The sequence below is a fragment of the Clostridium lapidicellarium genome (assembly GCF_041224415.1).
Taxonomy (GTDB): Bacteria; Bacillota; Clostridia; order Clostridiales; family Clostridiaceae; genus Clostridium_B; species Clostridium_B lapidicellarium.
In genome coordinates this window covers 363124-387294 of sequence record NZ_JBGFFE010000001.1, presented here as the reverse complement: position 1 = coordinate 387294, position 24171 = coordinate 363124, and the positions used below count along the sequence as shown (strand labels likewise).

The window sequence follows — 24171 nt, the reverse complement described above, 5'->3', positions numbered from 1 at the left end:
AGATAAAAGATGAAAATATTTTGGGATCTGTTTTTGAGGATGCCGCCAGGAGCAGCTCCATTGGAGAGTTCAAAGAAAAACTGGAGCAGAGAAAATTGAATTGATATACAGGGTTGATTTCCGGACGAAATCCGGAAATCTTCATTTTTTATTTTTCGGACTGCCAGGTGGACATGCAGCCGTTGGGATTTTGCCAGGATTTTGCCGGGATTTGACATGCAACCCCCGGGGGTCATGAATAAACTGTGAACAAATCTCCCAAACATTCATCTGCTTTTCGAGCCAAGCCATAGACTCATATGACCTTGGTATCACAGCAGTTATCGGGGATCAATCTGGACTGAAAATAGCCAGACTGCCACAAATATTGTGAATAAAGTGTAAATGATTGGACAAGCAATCAGCCCCAGGAACACAAGCAGGACAAGCAACCAGTCCCGGCAAGTTCAGTGAGCTCAGCAAGTAGACAAGCGACTGTTTCTAAACCAGCTGTTTCAACCGAGATAATTGCTTACGTAGCTGTTTTCACATCTCTTACAATTTTTTCAGACGGATAAATATTTGCAGAGTGGGCAAAAATGATAAATTTTTGGGGATTGATGTTCAGATTGCTTGATTTTCAGCTGAAATTGAAAATTATCTTCTTTCTTTGAACTTTTCTACAGTGATATGTTATAATGAAAAAAGTGAGGCTTTTAGCGTGGTGAAGAAGTTTGAACTTGATAAAAAGCTTAAAGAAAAAGGCAGGGAAAAAGGTATAGAGTAAGTTTATATTAAAACAGTATGCAAAGGGTCTTTCAGTAGAGTATATAACAGATATAAATGATATTGACGTTGAAGATATAAAAAAATTATATTCAAATAATTTTAACGCAGGCATATAATGTTAATTTGGTGAGTTAAATGATGTTATAGGGAACGTATCTGGATTTGTGTAAATCAAATCCAGGTACGTTGTTTTTATATATGTATAACTATCAATAGTGGTAATAGAGTGGAAGAACATCTTAAGACAATGTCAGATTTTTGGACTCATGTGTGTTAATCTGACACTTTGTTTTTATTTCGCTGAAAGCAGCAGCAGCAATGTGTTTAAAAAGATAATTGGAGTATGTTAGAAAAATATTGTGTGGATTTGGACAAATTTTTAACAAGTAAGAGTTTTTTCTATATATATAAAATATATTGAAAAAATGAAAGATTGTTGATTTTGCAATGGATTACATATGGGAATATTTTTTTAAATGGGTTTTTATGTGGTTTGGCACATAAGTTGCTGTTAACATAGCAATGTAAAGGGCGAGTATAAGATGTTACTAAAACAAAAAATAGTGTAATGCTAGTGTAAAAAATAAAAAAAACAGAGAAATGTATGATAATTTATACAATTATCTGTTTTTTCAGAAAGCAGGTGGATAGTTGTGGATTTTGTTTTTCTACTCAAACAGCATGTTGGAGCTCCATCCGAGGCGTTGGTTCAGGAAAATGATTTTGTAAAAAGAGGTCAGATTATAGCAGAAAAGCCGCAAGGGGCATTGGGAGCCAATATTTTTTCTAGTGTAGATGGAAAAGTGAAAACTGTTGATACAGATCGGATTGTAGTTGAAGAATCACAGACAGATTTTACAAAATACATACCTTTGCAAGGTGCAACACCAAAAGAGCTGATTGAAGAATCCGGAATCGTAGGATTAGGGGGTGCTGGATTTCCGACTTCTGTAAAACTGAATCTCCATTTTGAAGGAAAAGGAACTGTCATCATCAATGCAGCTGAATGTGAACCAATTCTGTCGCATAATATAGCACGAATCGAGAAAGAACCGGAAAAACTTTTGGATGGACTGGCTATTATCATGAAGCTTGTCAATGCCCAAAAAGGGATTGTGGCTGTGAAAGGAATCCATAAAGAAGTGATTGAAAAACTGGAGAAGGCAAATACAGACAGCCGGGTTTCCATTCATGAACTGGATAATATTTATCCCATGGGTGAGGAACGTGCAATTGTAAGGGAGACACTTGGAATCCTTCTGGAGCCAGAGCAGCTTCCGATGGCAGCAGATGCAGTGGTTGTTAATTCAGAAACCACATTTCGTATCCGGGAAGCGGTAGAAGACAAAAAGCCACTTATCGACAAGGATATGACAGTAGCTGGGAAGCTAAAGGAAAATGCATCTATTCATGTATTACTGGATGTTCCCCTTGGGATGAGTGTTGCAAAGGTATTGGAAAAGGCAGGAGGACTTGGCGGCGAATACGGTGAGCTTATTATGGGAGGACCGTTTACCGGTAAGAGGACTTCTTTGGAGGCACCTATTATCAAGACAACTGGAGGAATTATTGCAGCTGAGAATTTTATGCCGGGACCGACAAAGATCGGACTTTTGGTCTGTGCCTGCGGGGCAAACAGAGAACGTCTGGAAGAACAGGCATCGAGTATGGGCTCCAAGGTAGTGGGAGTTGAGTATTGTAAACAGGCAAAGCAGGTTAAAAATACCCGTAAATGTGAGAATCCGGGAAAATGTCCTGGACAGGTGCAAAAGGTGATGGCATTGAAAAAAACAGGAGCGCAGGCTCTGCTGATCAGTAACTGTACAGACTGCACCAATACCGTAATGTCCTGTGCACCACAGCTGAAATTGCCGGTTTATCATTGTACTGACGGTGCGCTGCGTGCTGTCAATTATAAGCTGATAAGAAGATTCAGGAGAGAAGGAGAATAAGGATAAGGAGGAATAGAAAATGCCCATAGTTGAGATCATTGACTTATCATTGTACTGACGTGTAATTTATGCTGTTGATTACAAAATGATAAGAAGATTTAGAAAAGAAGAGCAGGGAGGAATCAAAAAATGTCTATTACAAAAGAAACATTGCAGAAGCACTTAAAAGATCCCGCAATTTTTTGCTGCAGAAGAGAAAAGGGATTGGTTATAAGTGCAGCAGATCTGGAAGATCCGGAATTATTTGAAGACATGCAGGATGCGGGTCTCTTGAAATTGAGTCCGGATGGTCTGCGTATTGAACAGGTAATCGGGAGTAAGCTGACAAAAGATGTTGAGGCCCTTACGCCGATTACAAAAAACGTAGTTGATAAGGTCAACGAAGTGAAAGAAGAAGTAGATGAATCTGAAACACCACAGGAAATCAAAGAGGCTTCAAAAGTCCAGTCGGTAGGAGGTAACGGAATGATTCACATTGAAATTGGAAAAGCAGAAAAATTTGAAGGCCTAAAGCTGGATGTACCAGTGCTTGCCGGGGCAGCACCTTCAGTACCTGCTGGAGCAGCAGAGAAAAGTGGAGAGAAAAAGGTCATTCATAAACTTGTGAAAAAGCACATTAAAATTTCAGATGCAAAGATTGGTAATAAAACTTCCATTGAAAATGGCGTTATCACCATTGATAAAAACATTGTTAAGACTGCAGTAAAACAGGATGCGCTGTGTAAGAGCCTTAAGTTAGATGTTATTCATCCAAATGAAAGACATATCTATACAGATACAATTATGGATGTTTGCCCAATTGCTACAAAAGTTGAAGGCGAGCTTGGCGAAGGTATCACGAAAGTTGCTGATGGTGTTGTATTCATGCTTACCGGTGTAGATGAAGATGGCGTGCAAATTCATGAATTTGGTTCTTCCGAAGGATATCTGGATAAGAAGATGTATTTCGGACATCCGGGTTGTGCAGATGAAAATGATATTATTATACGCTGCCATGCAGTTGTTCAAAGACTGTCAGGTATGACAAGACCAGGCCCATTTGCTGCACATAAATGCCAGGACTACATTATTCAGGCAGTTCGTGACAAACTGAAAAAATATGAAGGCGAAGTTGTTGATGAAGAAATCTGTGAAGATGTGCGTAGAGAAGGAAATCCCCGTGTAGTATTGGTAAAGGAAATTATGGGACAGGGAGCTATGCATGACAATATTATATGCCCGAGAGAGCCCTGCGGAGTTCTTGGCGGACAGAAGAATGTAGACTGCTGCAATGTTCCAATTATATTGACACCAAATCAGGTAAGAGACGGATCAATACATGCATTGACTTGCATTGGACCTGCAACAAAAGAAATGACGCGCCATTACATCAGAGAGCCTCTTGTAGAAGGTCTGGCAAAAGATGATGAGCTGGATCTGGTAGGTGTTATCTTTGTTGGCTCACCACAGGTTAACGATGAAAAACTCTGGGTATCTGAAAGACTTGGTTCTATGCTTGAAGCACTGAATCTTGATGGTGTCATCGTTACAACGGAAGGTTTTGGAAATAATCATATTGACTTCATTCAGCACATTGGTCAGGCTGGAAAGAGAGGTATTCCAGTAGTTGGTGTATCCTTCTGTGCATATCAGGGTCAATTGGTAGTTGGTAATAAATATGCTACAGCAATGGTTGAAAACAACATGGACAAGGGCGGATTTGAAAATGACATTGCAGGCTGCTCGGGTATAACTCCAGAAGTAGCTGTACGTGCAATCCAGATGCTGAAGAATAAAATGGAAGGCGTGGAGATCAAACCTGCTGAAAGAAAATGGAACAACGATGTTATTAATGCAAACAACAAGATTTTAGGGCTCCCTGAGACAAAGCTTGTTGAAAGCGGGACATTGCATTAATGGATTGTGATTATATAATTAATCCCGTGAAAATGGGAGGACTCGTGAAAGATGTGTCTGAGGACCAGGTGAAAGTTCATCTTTATGGCCGTTTGGGAGTTATTACGGTTCCAAAATGTCTGATTATGAGCGATGAGACTCTGGATATCGGCCATGAGCTGGAATTTTATTTCAGTTATATTCAGGTTGTAGAACAGCCATATGATTATGACTGCTCGGATATGAAAACGGATCATGAGATAGTTCCATGCTTGCTGGGAGGAAAGATAACACAAGTAAATGATACTGCCATAGAGGTAGCAATAATGAATAATTTGGGAACCATAGGAGTGCCGCGGCGTTGGGTATTTACACCAGTTACAATGGAAAAAGGACAGAATGTGGAGTTTTATTTCAGCTGCTTAAAAGTAATTGGCAAACGGGATATCCCGGCAAAATCAATTTAAGGAGGAAAAACAATGAGTTTAACAACAAAAAAAGGACTGCAGTCCGAAATCTTTGTACCGGTTACACCAAAACCGGTATTCACAGAATTAAAAAAGCCGCTTAACAAGTGCAAGGTTGCTTTTATTACAGCAGGTGGAATTCATAAGAAAGACCAGACACCTTATAATACATCCGGTGATTTCTCTTATCGTGTAATTCCATTTGATACACCATCTGATAGGCTGATGGTAACACACGGAGGATTTGATAATTCAGATATTAATAAAGATGTTAATTGTATGTTTCCCATCGACCGTATGCATGAACTGGTAGATGCAGGATTTATTGGCTCTCTGCCTAAAGAGACTTACACGTTCATGGGCGGCGGTGGAAATGTTGAGAAATTCAGGAATGTGACAGGTCCGGAAATTGCCCGCAGATTAAAGGAGCAGGGTGTAGATGTAGTTCTTTGCACAGGTGGATGCGGAACCTGCCATCGTTCAGCAACAATTGTCACCAGATGTTGTGAAGCAGCAGGAATGAGCTGCTGTGTAATTGCTGCACTGCCTCCCATTGCAAGACAGCAGGGAGCACCTAGAATTACAGCTCCTCATGTTCCAATCGGATCAAATGCCGGAGAACCAAACAATGTGGAAATGCAGACGGCGATCGTAAAAGAATCCTTAGAATGGGTTCGTGATTGTCCAAGTTTTAATCAAACAAAGGTATTACCTTACGAATACCGTCATAACGTATAAATCTGTTTCAGTAAGAGACTACAAGGGGGGCTTGTCATATTATGGCGGCCTCCTTGTGTAATTTTCATTACAGATAGAAGATAAGAGATCATGTAGAATGGAGGTATATTATATGGGACTGGGGCCAAGTATTAAAATGACAACGCTGCATCATTTTAGGTGTCCGGTAACAGAGGCACTTTCAAAGGAAAAAGATATTGAATTTACAGGTATTATTGTAGATGGCGTATCCGAGGTCTGCGATGATAAAATTTATACGGCAAAACGTGTCGGCGATATAGCGCAGATTATGCGTGCAGATGCGGCAATTGTTGCAATTGATGGATGGGGGAACCATCATGTGGATTTTGTCAATGTAATTGAGCAGCTTGGTATTCGGAGAATTCCCAGTGTTGGACTCAGCTATATCGCCCAGCAGGGACGGCTTGTCTGCACCAACAGTTACGTGGACTGTGTGATAGATTTTAATAAAAGTGAAGCCGGATATGAATCCTGTGTTGTAGGAGAGAACAATCTGACGGATTATGACGCAATGAAGGCTGTCGCACTGGTGAAAAATAAACTCCGCAAAGCTGGGAAACCGGTAGATACGGGATCGGATGAACCAGCACAGAATCTACACAGGCTGACCCGAAAAGTATTTCATATCAATGAAGTCCATCTGGGTGAGAAAACAGAAATTGACCGCGGTGTGCTGACTATACGAAATGGAATTGAAAAGTGCATTGTTCAATCGGAGCCCAGGATCAAGAATATCAAGATCAGCATCATTGAGCCGGGAAATTATGATATGTTTGTCAATTCCAATTTGGACTACTCCCCCATTGCCTGTAAGGTGCGGGGAGAACTGGGTGAAGGTGTTACACATATGCTTTCCGGAATAACCGTCATGATAACTGGCGTCGAAGATAAGAGCGGATTTCAGCCCTGTAATATTGGTTCCTCAGAAGGGATTTTGAAAAATCAGGTTGTATTGGACCGTGCCGGCACGCCAAAGTCAACTGATTATATACTTCATGTTGATGTGCTGTTTGAAGAGGGTGAAGGAAGAACGGCAGAAGGTATTATGGCCGGACATCGGGCGGCGGACCGGATCGTCCAGGAAATCCGGAATGTGCTTGTGAATCTGGATAATATGCCATATACAAGAGAAGAATTTAATGATGTTATGCGTCCGGGAAAGCGTAAAGTTATCCTTGTAAAGATTGTATCCGGCCTGGGAAATATGTATGATACTGCCATGTTCCCGTGCGAGCCGGGGGGATTCCTTGGGTCTCACAATATGAGGGATTCCAAAAACCTGCCCTATGTGATTACACCAAATCAATGCAGAGATGGAGTTATTCATTCACTGGTGTGACAGGCAACCCCCGGGGGTCATGAATAAATTGCGAACAAATCTTCCAAGCATTCATCTGTTTTTCAAGCCAAACCATGATCCCATATACCCTTGATATCACAGTAGTTATCAGGGATCAATCTGAATTGAAAAAAGTCAGGCTGCCACAAATATTGTGAATAAAGTGTAAATAAAAATAGTTCTGGACAAGCATCTTCTTCAAGCCCAGTAGTGCTGGACAAGCAATTTTCAAGTCGATTTCCAGCCGGACAGGCAGCTTTCATTTCCAATTTCCAGCTGAACAATCATCGCCTTCAGAACCGAAGAGAATATTGAAGATATCATGATATGTATAATTATGAGGTACCTAAAATTGGGTGCCTTCTTTTTTGATACGGATGAAATATCACTTAATCGACAATATTGATAAATAAAATTGGAGAATTGTGAGAATATACAAAAAAATATATACAAATGTTGTTCTATTAGATACAGACAAAGTAGATTATTTTTAATATACTTTAAAGTGTCAAATAACAAACAGGGGGAAAATATATGAGTATATTGAAAAAGGAAGAAGTTATAATTACAGGTAGATACCAGAAGAAAATTTTAACTTCAACTATTGCTGGGCTGGGTATAGAGAGTCTGGATATTATGTTGCTCGGATATGTTATGAGTTCGTTGATTAAACAATTTCATATAAGTTCCGCAGTAGCTGGTTCTATATCTACGATCACCAATTTGGGTATGCTGCTTGGCGGTATCACTTTTGGTATTTTAGCAGATAGGCATGGGAAAATACGTATGTTTACTTATACAGTGATTGTATTTGCCATGTCTACATTACTTACAGGATTTGCTCAAAATACTGCTGTCATATGTATATTACGTTTTATAGCAGGAATTGGTGCAGGTGGAGAATATGGCATTGTCATGGCTTTAGTTGCAGATGTTTTTCCAAAAGAAAAACTAGGCAGAATAAATTCATATACTACGATAGGTGGACAAGTAGGTACTGTTATAGCTGCTTTGAGTGCTGCTATAATATTGCCAATGTTCGGTTGGCGTACATTGTTTATTGTAGCAGGTGTCATGGCTTTGCCATTAGCTTTTTTCTTGAGGAGTGTAGAGGAATCACCCAGATGGCTGGCAAGTAAAAGAGAGACTGAAGTGAAAGAAAAAATATCATTGCTAGAGCTGTTTAACGAACCTAAAAAGGCAATTGTAACAATTTCTCTGATGCTTATGTGTACAATTCAAATTTCCGGTTATTTTGGATTAATGAATTGGCTTCCGTCAATTTTGCAAAAACGTCTTGGATTAAGTATTTCAGGTTCTTCACTTTGGACTGTTGCTACAATTATAGGTATGTGTCTCGGTATGCTGGTGTTTGGCAGAATCATGGATAAATTTGGTGCAAAGGTATCGTATGCCATTTTCTTAATAGCTTCAGCCTGTTCGGTTTTTATTTATGTATATGTTACAAGCGCAATTGCACTTTTGATAGGCGGATCTATTGTAGGATTTTTTGTAAACGGTATGATGGCTGGATATGGAGCACTTATCAGCAGCTTTTATCCAGATAGAATAAGGACCACTGCACTTAATACAGTTTTTAATGCCGGGCGTGCATTTGGTGGATTTTCTACAATCGTAATAGGTTTGCTTTTGGAAAAGTTCAGTATAACCTATGCTATGGCATATTTATCCATATTATATTTGATTTCATTGACTATTATTTTGAATCTGAAAAAGCCTGCAGTAGATTGAAGATTATGCATAAGATAACAATATAAATCGATAGGGAAACCTAAGAAGGGGAATATTTAATATGCTAACTATTAGGGAAGCTATGGAAATAGAGGCATTTAAAAAGGTTAAATTAATAGCGGGAAAGGAAGGCATTGATAGAGTAATTGAGAGTGTCACAGTAATGGAAGTTACTGATACGGTTCAGTGGCTTGAAGGTGGAGAATTTATAATTACAAGTTTCTATTCGGTGAGGGATAAAATTGATGAACAATGTGATATTGTATATAGACTTGGCAAATTAAATGCAGCGGGAATAGCAATAAAGATAAATAAATATGTACCTAGGATACCAGATAAATTAATTAAAATTGCCAATGAGTTGAAGCTTTCGATGTTCGAAATTCCCAGTGATGTGACTTATTTAAGTATAATGACGCCATTAAATCAAAAAATATTTAGATTAAAAGAACATTTTATGATAGTAGAGGAATATGTGAAAGGAATAATATTTCATACGTACAAGACTATAGATTCTGTAATTGAAAGAGGTAAGGCATTGGGATATGACATAAAAGAAGGATATATTTGTGCAGTAACTGTAGATATTGACGGATATGATAATCCTGATCTGATGTCAATAAGAGATAGGCTCTATAAATATATAGATTCTATAACAAGAGCTCTTAAGAGAAAAAAGCAAATTATTAACTATATAATAGTAAGAAATGCTGAATATGTAACCTTATTTTTACAGTCGGATAATAAAATAAATGCTGAAAGATATGAAAAAGAAGTTCTAAATTTGATATTAAAATATAGGGATATTTATTATAAAAATACAGGAATGACTATAGGGATTGGGAATATAGGATATGGCATTAGTGGAATAGAAGATGGCTATGATCAGGCAAAATATGCAATAAAACTTGGAAGGGTCATAGGGAAAAAACAGGATTATTATTTCTATAAGGATATAGAAATATATAGTTTGGTTTATAAAAATTCTTCTGATGTTCTTCATTCTGTTGTAAGGTCGACTTTGGGCAAGATACTGGATGAAGCTGAACTTATGGAGACTATTTCGACATATTTTGAATGTAATGAAAGTATTAAACTTACAAGCGAGATGCTTTTTATACATAAAAATACACTGAAATATAGATTGGAGCGGATTAGGATGATTACTGGACTGGATGTCAAGAATATAGACGACAAAGTGAGACTTTATTTGGCAATCATTGCTAATAGTATATTGACAAAAAAATAGACAAAATATTTGTATAATTTACCGAAGAAAATAGAGCCAATAAAGCATAGAATATTTATCGTTGGGAGGTATTGGACATGAAGATAGTTCAAAAAGTAGAGAAAATTTATAATGATTATAAAATACTGGGGGAATGGTTTAACAAGTTTAGCACGGTAGGCAGACAGAAAACAGGTGGGGTTACTAGACTTGCCTATAGTTCTGAAGAGGATGAAATGCATAGAATATTTAAGGATATATCTGAAGACTTGGGGTTTGCTGTTGAGACGGATGGTGTTGGAAATACTTTTGTAGGTCTGCAGAAAAATAAAAATAAAAGATGTTATTTAATAGGTTCCCATCTTGATTCTGTACCTAATGGAGGTATTTATGATGGAGTATTAGGTGTTATTGGCGGACTTTTGATTTTAAAATGGATTAAAGACAACAATATCGATATACCTGTTAAAGTTGTTGCATTCAGATGTGAGGAATCCAGTGCTTTTGGAAAGGCAACTATTGGGAGCGGCCTTGTAACAGGAAAAGTTAAAGAAGAAGAGCTCTGTAATTTTAAGAATAAGAAAGGGGAAAGTTTAAAGGATATTTTAAAATCAAAGGGATTTCTAACAAAAAGTTATAAATTAGGAGAACTGGAAGGATACATTGAAATTCATATAGAACAGGGAAGAGTGCTTTGGGATAAGAATATAGAATTAGGTATAGTAACGTCAATAGCAGCTCCTAAAAGATTTAAACTTAGCATTTATGGAAGACAGGATCATTCGGGGGCAACTCCTATGATGATGAGAAAGGATGCTTTAAGTACAGCTTCTGAGGTAATACTTGAAATAGAGAAACTTGGAAGGGTAGAATCAATTTATTCAACTGTTGCAACAGTTGGGGAAATATATGAAACTCCTAATGCGCTAAATGTTGTTCCTGGTTTTGTAGAGTTAGGTATTGATATAAGAGGGATTGAAAGTAAAAGTATAAATCGTGTAGTTTCTGAATTGAAAAACAGTATAAAAAGAATAACTGATAAAAGGGGCTTGAATTACAAACTTACTATGACATCATCTTCTGAACCGGTTAAGTTAGATGATACTATTGTCAAAGGGCTTAAAAGATCATCAGAAAAATTAAAATTAAGTTGTATAGAAATGCCAAGCGGTGCAGGACATGATGCAATGGAATTTGCTGATATTACTAAAACCGGCATGGTATTTATACCTTGCAGGGAAGGTATAAGTCACAATCCCAAAGAAAATGCAAGTCTTAAACAATTGTACAATGCCTGTAAAATAGTTTGTGAATATTTAAAGGAGGTTTCTTTATGATACTTATAAAAAGTGGACATGTTATTGACCCTTTAAGCAGGACAGATGAAAAACTTGATATTTTAATAGATGGCGAAAATGTAATAAGAATAGATAAAAATATTTGTGAAAACGGCAATATGAAAGTAATTGATGCATCAGGGTGTATAGTAGCACCAGGGCTTATTGATATACACAGTCATTTTAGAGATCCGGGATTTACTTATAAAGAGGATATACTGACAGGCTCGAAAGCAGCTGCAAATGGAGGCTATACAACGGTGATATGCATGGCTAATACAAAGCCAGTTGTTGATAATATTGATACTTTAAAATATATACTTGATAAGGCCGGGAAAGCAAAAGTTGAAATTCTTCAGCTGGCGAGTATAACAAAGGGAATGAAAGGAACAGAGCTTACAGATATGAATAAGCTCAAAGAAGCTGGAGCATCAGGCTTTTCCGATGATGGAAAACCAATTATGAATTCAAAAATTGTTTTTGATTCCATGAAAATGGCAAAAGAACTTAACGTGCCATTGAGCTTCCACGAGGAAGACCCTAGCCTAATTAAAGAAAATGGTATAAATATGGGGCAAGTTGCCAAGAGCTTAAATTTGACCGGTTCTCCCCATGAAGCTGAAAATGTACTTGCGGCACGAGATGCAGTCCTTGCAATATCGACTGGAGCAAAGGTTAATATACAGCATATTAGCTCATCACTGTCTGTTGAAATAATAAGATGGGCTAAAAAAATGGGAGCTAATATAACAGGAGAAGCTACTCCTCATCACTTTAGTATGACAGAAAAGGCAATTTTAGAGAAAGGTCCAAATGCCAAAATGAATCCACCTTTAAGAACAGAGAGGGATAGAAAACTGATAATTGAAGGCCTTAGAGATAATACACTTGAAATAATAGCAACAGATCATGCTCCGCATTCAAAAGAAGAGAAAAATAATAATATACTTTCTAAAGCTCCAAGCGGCATAATAGGCCTTGAAACAGCACTTGCCCTTTCAATAACTAATCTTGTTAAACAGGGATATTTGACCTATATGGAGGTTATTGAAAAACTCACTGTTAATCCTGCAAAATTATACAATTTAGATAGAGGTTATATAAGGGAAAACCATAGAGCAGACATTGTAATATTTAATCCAAATGAAGATTATGTAGTTAAAAATTTTGCTTCTAAATCATGCAATTCACCATTTATAGGTGAAAGGCTATCGGGAAGAATCAAGGAAACAATATGCAGGGGAGAAATAGTATATGAGTGTAGAAATTAGTGAAAAAATGAAGGTTATAGAAAGTACAATTCTTTATAACTGTGAAATTAGACCTAATTATTTCCGTATGGGATTTGAATGCAGTTATGTAAGTAAGGCAAAGCCGGGACAATTTTTGTCAATATCAATAAATGGTGTAGAAAAGAATATGCCAATTAGAAGACCGTTTACAATATATAAAATTATGGGGGATAAAGTAGAGATAATATATAAGGTCAAGGGAAAGGGAACAAAGCTTTTTACAAAACTTAAAAAAGGAGATAAAATAAATATTTTGGGACCTTTGGGAAATACTTTTGAAATAGTGAAAAATTCAAATTCACTTGTAATAGGCAGGGGTGCAGGTCTCGCAACACTGGCCAACCTCGGGAGTTCACTTAAAGATGCGGGCTGTAAAGTTACGACAATAGCGAGCTTTAGAGATGAAAGTGTAAATTTCATAGATGATTTTATAAAAGGGTTCTCAGACAAGCTTATTGTAGTTACGGATGAAGATTCTTCAAGTGATTTGAAAAATGTTAGAAAAATTATAGATGAAGTAAAGCCTGATGTTATTTATTGCAGCGGATCAAAGAGAATTGCCAGGTTACTTCAAAAATTGGATTATAAGTCATATGTAAGCCTTGAGGAAAGGATGGGATGCGGTCTTGGAGCATGTGTTACATGTTCAGTAATGACCCGTACCGGATATAAGAGAGTTTGTAAAGACGGACCGGCATTTGACGTTAAGGAGGTAATTCTGTAATGAATACTTCAGTAAATATTGGATCGTTAAAACTTAGGAACCCCATTATGAATGCATCTGGAACTTTTGGCCTGGATGAATATGACAAGTATATAGATTTCAGTAAAATAGGAGCACTTGTGGCCAAAAGCGTTACTCGGAATCCTAAGCAAGGTAACAGACCTCCGAGGATAGTTGAAGTTGACAGCGGAGTATTAAATTGTGTCGGACTTCAGAATACCGGCGTTCTTGACTTTGTTGAAAATAAAATTCCAAAATTGAGAAAGATTGATACAAATATTATTGTAAGCATATCCAATCATTCAGTTGAAGACTTTAAGGCTTCAGCGCAAATGCTTGATAAAGTTGACGGGGCTGCAGGTTATGAAATTAATGTGTCCTGTCCTAATGTTGAGGAAGGTGGAAAAACATTTGGGCAGTCTTCTGAACAGACATATAATGTTGTCAGAACTGTGAGGGATATTATAAAAGCACCGATAATTGTTAAACTGACTCCAAATGTTACAGATATAGTACCGATTGCAAAAGCAGCAGTTGAGGCTGGAGCGGATGGATTAACAGTAGCAAATACTTATATAGGTATGGCTGTGGATTTAGATACGAAGAAGCCTGTGCTTGGAAATATAATAGGTGGTTTGTCTGGAGCTGCAGTAAAACCGTTGACATTAAGGCTCGTATATAATATACATAAGGCTCTTGATATTCCCATTGTTGCATCAGGGGGGGTGTATACTGCCGGAGATGCACTTGAATATTTGCTTGTTGGTGCAACTGCGGTTCAGGTTGGAACAGCTAATTTTATAAAGCCAGATATAATGACAGATATAGTTGAAGGTATTAAAAAATTCATGATAGAAAAGAATATTGAAGATATTAATGATTTCATAGGTAGTTTAATTAAATAGGATTTATATAAAGCATATGGATATATTAAAAAATTCTGGAGGTAATTAGAATGGATTTCAGGTTGGAAAGTGATTCGATTGGATCAAAACGGATACCTGTAGATGCTTATTATGGAGTACAATCTTTAAGAGGTGCCGAGAATTTTAGAATCACAGGTCTTAAAATGCATGAAGAATTTATAAATAGTCTTGTACAAATAAAAAAGGCGGCGGCTATAACTAATAATGAAGTTGGGCTTTTGGATAAAAAGAAAGAAGGAGCTATTATAAAAGCCTGCGATGAGATAATAGACGGTAAATTACATGATCAATTTATAGTGGATCCTATCCAGGGTTCAGCAGGTACATCCATGAACATGAACGCCAATGAAGTAATTGCAAACAGAGCTATAGAAATTTTAGGCAAGAAAAAAGGTGATTACGGCATGGTTCATCCAAATGACAATGTAAATTATGGACAATCTACAAATGATGTTGTACCTACGGCAGGAAAAATGACTGTGCTAAAACTTCTCCCGAAGGTTATAAGAGAACTAACTGGACTTTATGGAGCTTTTCAAAAAAAGTCAAGGGAGTTTGATGATGTTGTAAAGATGGGAAGAACCCAGCTGCAGGATGCAGTTCCGATTAGATTGGGACAAGAATTCAAAGCTTATAGTTCAGTGGTAAAGAGAGATATTTCAAGACTTGAAAAAGTGCAGGAAGAAATGAGAGTTGTAAATATGGGTGGCACTGCAGTGGGAACGGGCATAAATGCCGATACAAAATATTTCCATAATATAGTACCTAATATTGTTAAAGTATCAGGTATAGAATTAAAGCAGGCGGTCAATTTAATCGACGAGACGCAAAATTTGGATGGCTATGTGGCGGTATCGGGAGTTCTTAAAACATGTGCTGTCAATTTATCAAAGATATCAAATGATTTAAGACTTATGTCATCAGGTCCAAGGACAGGTTTGGGAGAAATTAAACTTCCGGCAAAGCAGAATGGCTCCTCAATAATGCCGGGAAAAGTTAATCCTGTGATACCAGAAGTGGTAAACCAAATAGCTTTCAATATTATAGGAAATGACATAACGATAACTATGGCTGCAGAGGCTGGACAATTAGAACTAAATGCGTTTGAACCAATTATATTTTATAATTTGTTTGAGTCTATAGATACATTGACGAATGGAGTAGATACTTTAGTAAATAACTGTGTTCTGGGAATAACTGCAAACAAGGAAAGATGTAAACAGCTGGTAGACAATAGTGTAGGAATTATTACAGCACTTTGTCCACATGTAGGGTATAAAAAATCTGCTGAGATTGCAAAGACAGCCTTGAAGACAGGACGGCCAATAAGAAAATTGATATTGGAAGAAGGCCTTTTAAGTGAAGATGAACTTAATCAAGTGCTGGATGTAGTATCTATGACAGAGCCGGGTATATCGGCGGAACAGCTGCTTATGGTTTAAATAGATAAATTAATAGGAGGAATAAAAATATATGGTTGGACTAAGGGAAAGAGCATTAAAATTTCATAGAGATAATGAAGGAAAAATTTCAATCAATTGCAAAGTACCTTTGCAAACTAAGGACGATCTAACATTAGCATATACTCCAGGTGTTGCAGAACCATGCATGGAAATCAATAAAAATTATGAAACAATTTATGACTATACTTCAAAGGGAAATATGGTGGCTGTTGTAACAAATGGCACAGCGGTACTGGGGCTTGGAGACATAGGTGCAGGGGCAGGGCTTCCAGTAATGGAAGGTAAAGCAGTATTATTTAAAACTTTTGGCGGAGTGGATGCTTTTCCGGTTTGTTTAGATACAAAGGATGTGGATAAAATAGTTGAAACTGTAAAACTTATGGAGCCTGTTTTTGCCGGAATAAACTTAGAAGACATAAAAGCACCGCAGTGTTTTGAAATAGAATCTAAATTGAAAGAAATATGCAATGTCCCAGTATTCCATGATGATCAGCATGGTACGGCCGTTGTGTCAGCTGCATGTATAATAAATGCCTTAAAAATAGTTGACAAAAAGTTTGAAGATTTAAAGGTTGTTGTAAATGGGGCAGGAGCGGCAGGAATTGCTATAACGAAACTAATAATGTCGATGGGGACAAAGAATATAATACTTTGCGATACTAAAGGAGCTATATATAAGGGAAGGACAATTGGAATGAATAGATACAAGAATAAAATGGCTGAAATAACAAATCCTGACCTTGAACAAAGAAGCCTTACCGATGTTTTAAAAGGAGCAGATTTATTTATAGGGGTGTCAGCAGCTAATTGTGTAACGCAGGAAATGGTAAAATCCATGAATAAAGATGCAGTAATTATGGCTATGGCAAATCCAAATCCAGAAATACTCCCTGAGTTAGCTGTAGAAGCTGGAGCTAAAGTAGTATGTACGGGAAGATCAGATTTTCCCAATCAAGTTAATAATGTATTGGCGTTTCCGGGGATATTCAGAGGAGCTCTTGATGTTAGAGCCACTGAAATAAATGATGAGATGAAAATGGCCGCAGCATATGCCATAGCAGATTGTGTAAGTGAAAAACAATTAAAACCGGAATACGTAATACCCGATGCTTTTGATCCTCAGGTAGCACAAAAAGTAGCTTATTATGTAGCAAAGTCAGCGATAGATACCGGGGTTGCTAAAAGGGAGGATGTCACTCCTGAAATGGTTGAGGAGCATATGAAATCTTTATTGAAATAGTATGACGGCTGCTGAAGGGAGGCAATTAGTAAAATTTCAATATCAAGGTTTTACTAATAAATTGTATGAGAGAAATAAATGTTTCAGAGATTACGGCTGTGGTTAAAACTATGAGTATTAATGCTAATTATTATCTTGGAAGTGATATAAAAAATCAGATAGTGAGAAGCTATTGTAGAGAGCCGTGGCCTATAGCAAAAGATATATTGAGTAAGATTTTAAATAATATAGATATATCTCAGAATGAAAATAGGCCTATATGTCAAGATACAGGTATGACTTGTGTATTTATAGAAGTGGGACAGGATGTACATATTGTAGGTGGAAATATTGAAGATGCAATCAATGAGGGTGTAAGACAGGGATATCTGGAGGGATATCTAAGGAAATCCGTAGTAAGGGATCCTCTAGACAGGGTCAATACGAGAGATAATACTCCAGCTGTAATAAACTATACCATAGTTCCGGGAGATAAACTGAAAATAACTGTGGCGCCAAAGGGGTTTGGATCGGAAAATATGAGTCAGATTAAGATGTTAAAACCTGCAGATGGCATTGATGGGGTAAAAAAGTTTGTAATAAAGGTAGTTGAGGAAGCTGGACCGAATCCATGTCCTCCAATAGTTGTGGGAGTCGGAATTGGAGGAACCTTTGATAGAGCTGCATTAATTGCAAAAAAGGCGTTGATAAGGCCGCTGACACAAAGAAATGAGAATAAACTTTATAGGAATTTGGAGCAGGAGTTATTGGAAAAAATCAATACGTTAGGTATAGGGCCGCAGGGATTTGGAGGCAGGGCAACAGCTCTTGCAGTAAATATTGAAACTTATCCAACACATATAGCTGGTTTACCGGTAGCTGTAAATATTAGCTGCCATGTTACAAGACATGAAGAGGTAGAACTTTGATCAGGCAATTCTTAAAATGTTTATTTTGTTAAAATTGGAGGTATAGGATATGTACAAGAGGATAACAACTCCTTTGATTGAAGAGAAAGTTAAAAGTCTAAATGTTGGTGACAGTGTGTTGATATCAGGAATTATATACACAGCGAGAGATGCTGCTCATAAGAGGCTTGTAGAATTACTAAATAAAGGCAGGGATCTTCCCATAGATGTCAGAAATGCAATTATATATTATGTTGGACCGACTCCTGCAAAACCAGGTCAGCCTATAGGATCGGCAGGACCAACAACAAGTTACAGAATGGATCCATATGCTCCAAGCCTTCTAGATATAGGTTTAAAAGGTATGATAGGCAAAGGCAGCAGATCTCAAAAAGTAATCGAATCTATCAAAAAGAATAGAGCAGTATATTTTGGAGCAATAGGCGGTGCAGCAGCATTAATGGGAAAGTGTATAAAAAAAGCTGAAATAATAGCATATAAAGATTTGGGATCTGAAGCTATTAGAAAATTAAAAGTTGAAGAGCTTCCTGCTTTGGTGGTCATTGATTCAAAAGGTAACAACTTATATGAAATTGGACAAAATGAATACTTGAAGAGAAACTGAGAGACTGTAAAAGCCAGTGACAAATATCAAATCATAATATTCATTAATTTATCTAATTATGAGGTACCTAAAGTTAGGTATCCTCTTTTTTTGATAATGAATATATCTAAAGCGTTTCAGAAATATTTCGATAATGCTAACAAAAGATTAAGAGAGGAATCCATTATGAATCTTTTAAGTAAGATTTTATTTGGAATATTGATTATGGCGGCTGTTTTTTTTGCATCTATGTTTGGAATGTATAAGTACAGCCAATTTGAAAATTTTAAAAACTTGGTGGGACAGGGAAGACAGTGTATGCTGCAGAAAGATTACAATAAATCCATTAAACTTTTTGAAAAAGCTTTAACTTATAAAAATGATTCTTCTGTTCAAAAAGAGCTTTTACTTGCCCAGGATATGAAAAATCAAAGTGGTAAACAGGCACATCCGAATGAAAAGTTGTCAGATTATATAAAACTTGCAAATACTGCAGTAAAAAATCACGATTATGAAAGTGCAAACAAATACTTAGACAAGGCACTTGAACTTAGCCCCGATGACCAGGAACTTCAGAGCATGAAGAACATGGTCGAGAGTGCCATTTACAGTAAAAACAATAAAACTGAAAATAAAATTGTAGTTGATTATAAGAATGTCGGCAATTATCAAAATAACAGTGTCAGGGAAAATACGGATAATAAAGATAAAGAAATAACCTATGACAAAGCTCTAAAAATTGTGTCTGATAAATTTCCCGGGGCTTCCTTTAAACCTGCGCAGGAAGTTCTTTCTCTCAGCATTTTGAGGAAGTTTTTAACCGACGGACAAATTGAAAAATATTACATATTTTATGGAAGCGAAGTGGAAACTGATTTCCAAGATCTCGTTCTTGTTGATAAGTAAACCGGTCGTATGTCATTTTTAGGCCCCGATGGTATCATGCATTGAGGAAAGGAAATTGTCCGTTTTGACACAAACTATAAATTAAAAATTGATGCCGGGACTAATAGGAATCTGCTATAATAAAATAAGTAGATAACCGAGTGTTCAGACTTTAAGGAAAAAGCCGGTTCATCATAAATTTAAAAATATTGGGGGAAGTAAAATGATACTTAAAGAAATTTCAAAAAAAATTACGGGGTTGGATGCAGAAGCGGCTGAGCATGCACGCAATCTGCAGGATGATCTTGTAAAACCGGCAGGTAGTTTAGGTGTGCTTGAAAGCATTAGCATTCAGATGGCAGGTATTACAGGCAGGGTAAAAAGCAGTGTGGAGAAAAGAGTACATTTTGTATTTGGAGCGGATAATGGCATCTGTGCGGAAGGTGTTACTGCTGCTCCACAATATTTTACAAACTTTTTAATGCGTGGTTATGCTTCAGGGAAAAAATGCGGTATAAATGTTCTTTGCGAGTACAACAATGTGGACCTCCGGCTTGTTGACATGGGCATTATCGGTGGAATTGAAGATCCTCATATTTACGACAGGAGGCTTATGCCAAATGGAACTAACAATTTTTACAAAGAGAAGGCTATGAGCCGTGAAATCGCTTTAAAAGCAATAGAAGTGGGTTTTGAATTTGCAAAATCTGCATCCAGTGAAGGCTGCGATATCATCGGAGCTGGCGAGGTCGGAATGGGCAACACCTCCACTGCAGCAGCCTGTATAATGGCGGCACTTGGAATAAACAATACCGAAAAAGCCGTGGGAAGAGGCGGCGGCCTGAGCGACAAAGCTTTTGAAAATAAAAAGCGAGTGATTACCGGAGCACTTGCTATGCATAAACCCGATGCGGATGACATTGTCGACATCCTTTCCAAGGTGGGAGGCCTTGATATTGCGGCAATGACGGGATTATACATAGGAGCGGCCTATTACCGAAAACCGGTGATTATCGATGGCGTGATTTCAATCGCTGCAGCACTGCTGGCATATAAATTCAATCCCCTTACAAGGGAATTTATGATTCCATCCCATATTTCGGAAGAACCTGCGTACAAGCTTGCGGCAGAGGCGATGAAATTAAAACCGATGCTGAATCTCGGCATGCGCCTTGGAGAGGGCACTGGCTGCCCAATTGCCATGGGAATCGTTGGCAATGCCATGGCCATCATCAATAACATGAGCACCTTTGAAGAAGTGAATATGGACAATAAATACCGCAAAGGCAAAGGTATCAAGGCGTAATTGATCATCATAAGCAATATTTACTTGTATAATGGAGCTAAAAGTATCTAAGGCGTACAAATGGGGTGATTCTTTGAAACTTGAAGATAAATTGGGGATAAAATTAGATATGGGAAATATATCAAAAAGAGATATGAAGGTATAGAAGGTGCCGCAAGTCCAAGAAACACTATAAGATTGGCATTTAAACAGGGCCTTATTGCAGATGGGGATGAATAGATATCCATGATGATTGACAGAAATAGAACTTTCCATGTGCATGATGAAAAACTTGCCCTGGAAATATTCAATAATATAAAAACACATCATATAAAATTGTTTGATATGCTTGTCGTAAAATTTGAAGCAAAAAATTTGCAGAGCATATACTTGAATTTTATAATGCATAATATGAATTTAATGAAAAACTGAATTTTACAAGAGCTTAGCAAAAAGCCCACATCTTTGTTTACACTACTTAAAATGAATAATAAATTATGTTGAAGAAGTTATTATATAAAAATTAGAGATAATGTATTGAAACTAGAGGACGATAATAAAGTAAATTGTTAAAAGGGGAAAGCTTAAGATGATTAATATTATTTCAAGGGTTATAAACAGAAATAAGATGATGAATACCCGTATAAAGAATAAAAATGCACTGTGCAATTTAAATGAGAAAATGAGAGAGCAAAAACCTTTTGAGGCTGATGATTTCAAAGTGGATCAGCTAAAAACTCAGCTTAGAAAAGGGCAGCTGGCTGAAAATCATATACAAGACGGGATGTCACTTCTTCAACAGAAAAGGAAGGCTGTAGATGAGCTGAAAAGCATGTCCCAAGATTTGAAAAAGTTGTCCGAAAAATATAATGACGTCAATTGTACGGAAGATGAAAAGGGGAAAATAGAAAAGAGTGCAAAAGAGATTATAAATAACATGGATAATATAATGAATGACACCTTTGGTTATAAAAGTGCATTTGCAGGTAGACAGGTCAGCATGGAGACCAGCCATGGCTCAAATATTGTAGTAAAGGGAAACCTGGATATAAGTATGGATTTTTATGGAAATAACAGTCATAAAAGTGAAAATGACAATAGCATACATATAGAAGCAGATTTAAGTATTGCATCAATACTTGAAAACACGGCTGAAATAGAAAAGAAGCTTATAAAACCTCTGAATGATGCTTTTGATGAAATAAAAAGTCAGATGGTTTCCGTAGTAAATAATGCCATGTACCAGGATATGATGGTGGAAATGGCGGCCAAGGGTCTGGCAGATTTGAAAAAAATTGATGTATATACTGAAAATGAAATTATAAACAGTTCTAAAAATATTCTTAAAAATGCATCAGAATCTCTTTACTGCCAAAGTTCCAACTTGGATGAAAAAAGGACTTCAGCACTTTTGGCATAGATTGGATAAATTGGACGTGTCATGTCTGCAATTTTGCTGTGATTTTTGCCCGGCTTACTCGGGTGGACATGCAACCCCCGGGGGTCATGAACAAATTGTGAATAAATCCTCCAAACGTTCAGCTGCTTTTTAAGCCAAACCATAAGTCCTGATATCCCTGGTGCCAAGGCAATTGCCTAGAATCCACCTGAACTGAAAGAGACAAGCTGCTCTTAGACATTGTGAATAAAGTGTAAACAAGAACAGCGTGGGACAAGCATCTTCTTCAATCCCGGCAGTTCTAAACAAGAACAGCGTCGGACAAGCATCTTCTTCAGCCTCAGCAGTGCTGGACAAGCAATTTTCAAGTCAATTTCCGTCTGAACAGCCCCTTCTTTGAGCTCAGCGGCATTAACAAGCAATCTTCCTTAAATTCAGCGACAGTGGACAGGCAGTTTTCATTTCTCATTTTCAGCTGGACAAGCATGTCATTTAAAATCAACGGTATTGGACAAGCGGCCCTCCTTGAGTTCAGCAATATTTGAGAATCATCCTTTCAAGCCCAGCAGCATTGGATAAATATTTTTCATCTCTTATTTCCGATTGGACAAGCAACCTGCTAATTTTCACATCATTTTCTTCATTTTCAAACAGTTTTTTAAATTCAAATGAGCAGACTTCAGGTAATTTTTCCTTCAAGAAGTTTCCAGACAATCGCAGTTGAGGCTATGGATTTTCTTCCAGATTTGATAATGTTTTTAGGATTTATAAAAAGATTTTACCAGTTGCCGGAAAAACATTTACATATTTGAAAAATATACTTATTTTTTGACATGGATAAATTATGCTATTTGTGCTGAAAATAGCTGTCAATTAAACTGAAAATCTATATTTTTTAGACTTTGACTTTCTTTGACCTTTATTGTATTATAATACTGTACTAAGGATAACCGATAGAAAGCAGTCGGTGGAAAATCATGTATAGTGTAAAAGGAGGTATGTACCATGTTTGATATGGTTCCATTTGAAAGAGATAATTTCTTAAGTCCAGGTGATGCGTTCAGGAATTTTGTAGATTCATTTTTCAACAACGATTTCTTTACACCAACGGTAGATAGATTCGGCAAGGGTTTTAAGGTTGACCTTAAAGATAATGATGATTCCTATGTAGTTGAAGCAGATCTTCCAGGAGTGAAAAAAGATGCTATAGATTTGAGCTTTGATGACAATTACCTTACAATATCTGCAAAAAAAGAGGACAACAGGGAAGACAAAGGCAAAGGGTATGTAAGGCGTGAGAGAAATTATGGAGAACTCAGGAGAAGTTTCTATATAGACAATGTAAAAGACAGTGATATAACAGCTTCCTTCAAAGATGGAGTTTTGAAGATTGTACTTCCAAAAGTCGGAAAAGGTCAGAATAGGACAGAAAAGATTGAAATTCAGTAATTGACAGATCATTTCTAATTGTTATATTTTGGAGCCCGGACAACTGCCGCAAGTGTCCAGGCAACTTCAGCATATGAATTAACTTCTGATTAAACAAGAATATATACAAATAAAAAGGACAGTCCTTTATAGAGATATGGAAGAATCGCCAAGATTTTGGCGATTCTTTTTTGCTCGGGTGTGCTCGGGTGGATATGCAACCCCTGCGATTTTTGCCCGGCTTACTCGAGTGGACATGCAACCCCCGGGGGTCATGAATAAATTGTGAATAAACCTTCCAAACGTTCAGCTGCTTTTTAAGCCAAACCATAAGTCCTGATATCCCTGGTGCCAAGGCAATTGCCTAGAATCCACCTGAACTGAAAGAGACAAGCTGCTCTTAGACATTGTGAATAAAGTGTAAACAAGAACAGCGTGGGACAAGCATCTTCTTCAATCCCGGCAGTTCTAAACAAGAACAGCGTCGGACAAGCATCTTCTTCAGCCTCAGCAGTTCTGGACAAGCAACCATGCTATCCCTTTGGCATGCAGCTGTGTGGA

General features: G+C 37.3%; 24 protein-coding genes. 20 read left to right on the top strand and 4 right to left on the bottom strand.

Annotation, left to right across the window (positions count from 1 at the left end; translation table 11 throughout):
• Positions 1 to 1421 precede the first annotated feature (1421 nt).
• The 19 genes from prdC to AB8S09_RS01910 all read left to right on the top strand — a co-directional run bounded on the left by prdC (position 1422) and on the right by AB8S09_RS01910 (position 22203).
• Positions 1422 to 2720 carry a proline reductase-associated electron transfer protein PrdC gene (prdC, locus tag AB8S09_RS02000; protein WP_294181583.1) on the top strand — a complete coding sequence of 433 codons (1299 nt, stop codon included), beginning with the start codon at positions 1422 to 1424 and terminating at the stop codon, positions 2718 to 2720.
• Between the two features lie 129 nt (positions 2721 to 2849).
• Complete coding sequence (prdA, locus tag AB8S09_RS01995; protein ID WP_294181580.1) at positions 2850 to 4616, top strand: D-proline reductase (dithiol) proprotein PrdA; 1767 nt, start codon at positions 2850 to 2852, stop codon at positions 4614 to 4616.
• Complete coding sequence (locus tag AB8S09_RS01990; protein ID WP_294181579.1) at positions 4616 to 5062, top strand: CBO2463/CBO2479 domain-containing protein; 447 nt, start codon at positions 4616 to 4618, stop codon at positions 5060 to 5062. The genes prdA and AB8S09_RS01990 overlap by 1 nt, the downstream gene beginning before the upstream one ends.
• A 12-nt stretch (positions 5063 to 5074) precedes the next feature.
• On the top strand, positions 5075 to 5800 hold the full coding sequence (prdB, locus tag AB8S09_RS01985) for a D-proline reductase (dithiol) protein PrdB (RefSeq protein WP_294181577.1): 726 nt from the start codon (positions 5075 to 5077) through the stop codon (positions 5798 to 5800).
• 112 nt (positions 5801 to 5912) lie between these two features.
• Entirely contained in the window at positions 5913 to 7160 is a 1248-nt protein-coding gene (locus AB8S09_RS01980) for a glycine/sarcosine/betaine reductase component B subunit (protein WP_369868374.1), read from the top strand.
• Positions 7161 to 7694: 534 nt separating this feature from the next.
• Positions 7695 to 8912 carry an MFS transporter gene (locus AB8S09_RS01975; RefSeq protein ID WP_294181573.1) on the top strand — a complete coding sequence of 406 codons (1218 nt, stop codon included), beginning with the start codon at positions 7695 to 7697 and terminating at the stop codon, positions 8910 to 8912.
• 61 nt (positions 8913 to 8973) lie between these two features.
• On the top strand, positions 8974 to 10161 hold the full coding sequence (locus tag AB8S09_RS01970; protein WP_294181571.1) for a PucR family transcriptional regulator: 1188 nt from the start codon (positions 8974 to 8976) through the stop codon (positions 10159 to 10161).
• 77 nt (positions 10162 to 10238) lie between these two features.
• Positions 10239 to 11477: a M20 family metallo-hydrolase gene (locus AB8S09_RS01965; RefSeq protein ID WP_369868373.1), complete on the top strand. Its 1239-nt coding sequence runs from the start codon at positions 10239 to 10241 to the stop codon at positions 11475 to 11477.
• Entirely contained in the window at positions 11474 to 12748 is a 1275-nt protein-coding gene (locus AB8S09_RS01960) for a dihydroorotase (RefSeq protein ID WP_294181567.1), read from the top strand. The genes AB8S09_RS01965 and AB8S09_RS01960 overlap by 4 nt, the downstream gene beginning before the upstream one ends.
• Complete coding sequence (locus AB8S09_RS01955) at positions 12732 to 13493, top strand: iron-sulfur cluster-binding protein (protein ID WP_294181565.1); 762 nt, start codon at positions 12732 to 12734, stop codon at positions 13491 to 13493. The genes AB8S09_RS01960 and AB8S09_RS01955 overlap by 17 nt, the downstream gene beginning before the upstream one ends.
• The gene (locus tag AB8S09_RS01950; RefSeq protein WP_294181560.1) at positions 13493 to 14398 is read left to right on the top strand and encodes a dihydroorotate dehydrogenase; all 906 of its coding nucleotides are present in this window, start codon (positions 13493 to 13495) and stop codon (positions 14396 to 14398) included. The genes AB8S09_RS01955 and AB8S09_RS01950 overlap by 1 nt, the downstream gene beginning before the upstream one ends.
• 50 nt (positions 14399 to 14448) lie before the next feature.
• Positions 14449 to 15861, top strand: a complete 1413-nt coding sequence (locus AB8S09_RS01945; RefSeq protein ID WP_369868372.1) for an aspartate ammonia-lyase — start codon at positions 14449 to 14451, stop codon at positions 15859 to 15861.
• A gap of 31 nt (positions 15862 to 15892) precedes the next feature.
• Positions 15893 to 17122, top strand: a complete 1230-nt coding sequence (locus tag AB8S09_RS01940) for an NAD(P)-dependent malic enzyme (RefSeq protein WP_369868371.1) — start codon at positions 15893 to 15895, stop codon at positions 17120 to 17122.
• Positions 17123 to 17187: 65 nt separating this feature from the next.
• Positions 17188 to 18030 (top strand): fumarate hydratase, encoded by an 843-nt coding sequence (locus AB8S09_RS01935; protein ID WP_294181553.1) that lies wholly within the window; start codon positions 17188 to 17190, stop codon positions 18028 to 18030.
• Positions 18031 to 18079: 49 nt separating this feature from the next.
• Complete coding sequence (locus AB8S09_RS01930; RefSeq protein WP_294181551.1) at positions 18080 to 18634, top strand: Fe-S-containing hydro-lyase; 555 nt, start codon at positions 18080 to 18082, stop codon at positions 18632 to 18634.
• A gap of 165 nt (positions 18635 to 18799) precedes the next feature.
• Positions 18800 to 19519, top strand: a complete 720-nt coding sequence (locus AB8S09_RS01925; protein ID WP_294181550.1) for a tetratricopeptide repeat protein — start codon at positions 18800 to 18802, stop codon at positions 19517 to 19519.
• Between the two features lie 202 nt (positions 19520 to 19721).
• Positions 19722 to 20804, top strand: coding sequence for a nicotinate-nucleotide--dimethylbenzimidazole phosphoribosyltransferase (gene cobT, locus AB8S09_RS01920; RefSeq protein WP_294181548.1), 1083 nt, complete (start codon positions 19722 to 19724; stop codon positions 20802 to 20804).
• A 225-nt stretch (positions 20805 to 21029) separates the two neighbouring features.
• Entirely contained in the window at positions 21030 to 21215 is a 186-nt protein-coding gene (locus AB8S09_RS01915; protein WP_294181547.1) for a hypothetical protein, read from the top strand.
• Between the two features lie 157 nt (positions 21216 to 21372).
• Positions 21373 to 22203, top strand: a complete 831-nt coding sequence (locus AB8S09_RS01910; RefSeq protein WP_294181543.1) for a hypothetical protein — start codon at positions 21373 to 21375, stop codon at positions 22201 to 22203.
• A 129-nt stretch (positions 22204 to 22332) separates the two neighbouring features.
• Here the strand turns inward: AB8S09_RS01910 and AB8S09_RS01905 are convergent, their stop codons facing one another.
• From AB8S09_RS01905 to AB8S09_RS01895, 3 genes are read right to left on the bottom strand one after another with little or no spacing between them, the layout of a single operon-like run.
• Entirely contained in the window at positions 22333 to 22539 is a 207-nt protein-coding gene (locus AB8S09_RS01905) for a hypothetical protein (RefSeq protein ID WP_369868370.1), read from the bottom strand.
• Positions 22540 to 22546: 7 nt separating this feature from the next.
• Positions 22547 to 22720 carry a hypothetical protein gene (locus tag AB8S09_RS01900; RefSeq protein WP_369868369.1) on the bottom strand — a complete coding sequence of 58 codons (174 nt, stop codon included), beginning with the start codon at positions 22718 to 22720 and terminating at the stop codon, positions 22547 to 22549.
• Positions 22714 to 22881: a hypothetical protein gene (locus tag AB8S09_RS01895; protein ID WP_369868368.1), complete on the bottom strand. Its 168-nt coding sequence runs from the start codon at positions 22879 to 22881 to the stop codon at positions 22714 to 22716. Before AB8S09_RS01895 ends, AB8S09_RS01900 begins: the two co-directional genes overlap by 7 nt.
• 306 nt (positions 22882 to 23187) lie before the next feature.
• On the opposite strand from AB8S09_RS01895, the gene hsp18 reads away from it, so the two are divergent.
• On the top strand, positions 23188 to 23631 hold the full coding sequence (hsp18, locus tag AB8S09_RS01890; protein WP_369868367.1) for a heat shock protein Hsp18: 444 nt from the start codon (positions 23188 to 23190) through the stop codon (positions 23629 to 23631).
• Between the two features lie 296 nt (positions 23632 to 23927).
• On the opposite strand, the gene AB8S09_RS01885 is transcribed toward hsp18, so the two are convergent.
• Positions 23928 to 24134 (bottom strand): hypothetical protein, encoded by a 207-nt coding sequence (locus AB8S09_RS01885; RefSeq protein WP_369868366.1) that lies wholly within the window; start codon positions 24132 to 24134, stop codon positions 23928 to 23930.
• Positions 24135 to 24171: the final 37 nt, after the last annotated feature.

What these genes read in the sequence shown, in the direction of transcription:
- prdA (WP_294181580.1), top strand. Translation starts at nt 2,850, where the DNA reads ATGTCTATTACAAAAGAAACATTGCAGAAGCACTTAAAAGATCCCGCA.
- AB8S09_RS01940 (WP_369868371.1), top strand. Translation starts at nt 15,893, where the DNA reads ATGGTTGGACTAAGGGAAAGAGCATTAAAATTTCATAGAGATAATGAA.
- AB8S09_RS01980 (WP_369868374.1), top strand. Translation starts at nt 5,913, where the DNA reads ATGGGACTGGGGCCAAGTATTAAAATGACAACGCTGCATCATTTTAGG.
- AB8S09_RS01930 (WP_294181551.1), top strand. Translation starts at nt 18,080, where the DNA reads ATGTACAAGAGGATAACAACTCCTTTGATTGAAGAGAAAGTTAAAAGT.
- AB8S09_RS01955 (WP_294181565.1), top strand. Translation starts at nt 12,732, where the DNA reads ATGAGTGTAGAAATTAGTGAAAAAATGAAGGTTATAGAAAGTACAATT.
- AB8S09_RS01950 (WP_294181560.1), top strand. Translation starts at nt 13,493, where the DNA reads ATGAATACTTCAGTAAATATTGGATCGTTAAAACTTAGGAACCCCATT.
- AB8S09_RS01960 (WP_294181567.1), top strand. Translation starts at nt 11,474, where the DNA reads ATGATACTTATAAAAAGTGGACATGTTATTGACCCTTTAAGCAGGACA.
- AB8S09_RS01915 (WP_294181547.1), top strand. Translation starts at nt 21,030, where the DNA reads ATGATGATTGACAGAAATAGAACTTTCCATGTGCATGATGAAAAACTT.
- AB8S09_RS01925 (WP_294181550.1), top strand. Translation starts at nt 18,800, where the DNA reads ATGAATCTTTTAAGTAAGATTTTATTTGGAATATTGATTATGGCGGCT.
- AB8S09_RS01965 (WP_369868373.1), top strand. Translation starts at nt 10,239, where the DNA reads ATGAAGATAGTTCAAAAAGTAGAGAAAATTTATAATGATTATAAAATA.
- AB8S09_RS01975 (WP_294181573.1), top strand. Translation starts at nt 7,695, where the DNA reads ATGAGTATATTGAAAAAGGAAGAAGTTATAATTACAGGTAGATACCAG.
- AB8S09_RS01990 (WP_294181579.1), top strand. Translation starts at nt 4,616, where the DNA reads ATGGATTGTGATTATATAATTAATCCCGTGAAAATGGGAGGACTCGTG.
- cobT (WP_294181548.1), top strand. Translation starts at nt 19,722, where the DNA reads ATGATACTTAAAGAAATTTCAAAAAAAATTACGGGGTTGGATGCAGAA.
- AB8S09_RS01910 (WP_294181543.1), top strand. Translation starts at nt 21,373, where the DNA reads ATGATTAATATTATTTCAAGGGTTATAAACAGAAATAAGATGATGAAT.
- AB8S09_RS01935 (WP_294181553.1), top strand. Translation starts at nt 17,188, where the DNA reads ATGAGAGAAATAAATGTTTCAGAGATTACGGCTGTGGTTAAAACTATG.
- hsp18 (WP_369868367.1), top strand. Translation starts at nt 23,188, where the DNA reads ATGTTTGATATGGTTCCATTTGAAAGAGATAATTTCTTAAGTCCAGGT.
- AB8S09_RS01970 (WP_294181571.1), top strand. Translation starts at nt 8,974, where the DNA reads ATGCTAACTATTAGGGAAGCTATGGAAATAGAGGCATTTAAAAAGGTT.
- AB8S09_RS01945 (WP_369868372.1), top strand. Translation starts at nt 14,449, where the DNA reads ATGGATTTCAGGTTGGAAAGTGATTCGATTGGATCAAAACGGATACCT.
- prdB (WP_294181577.1), top strand. Translation starts at nt 5,075, where the DNA reads ATGAGTTTAACAACAAAAAAAGGACTGCAGTCCGAAATCTTTGTACCG.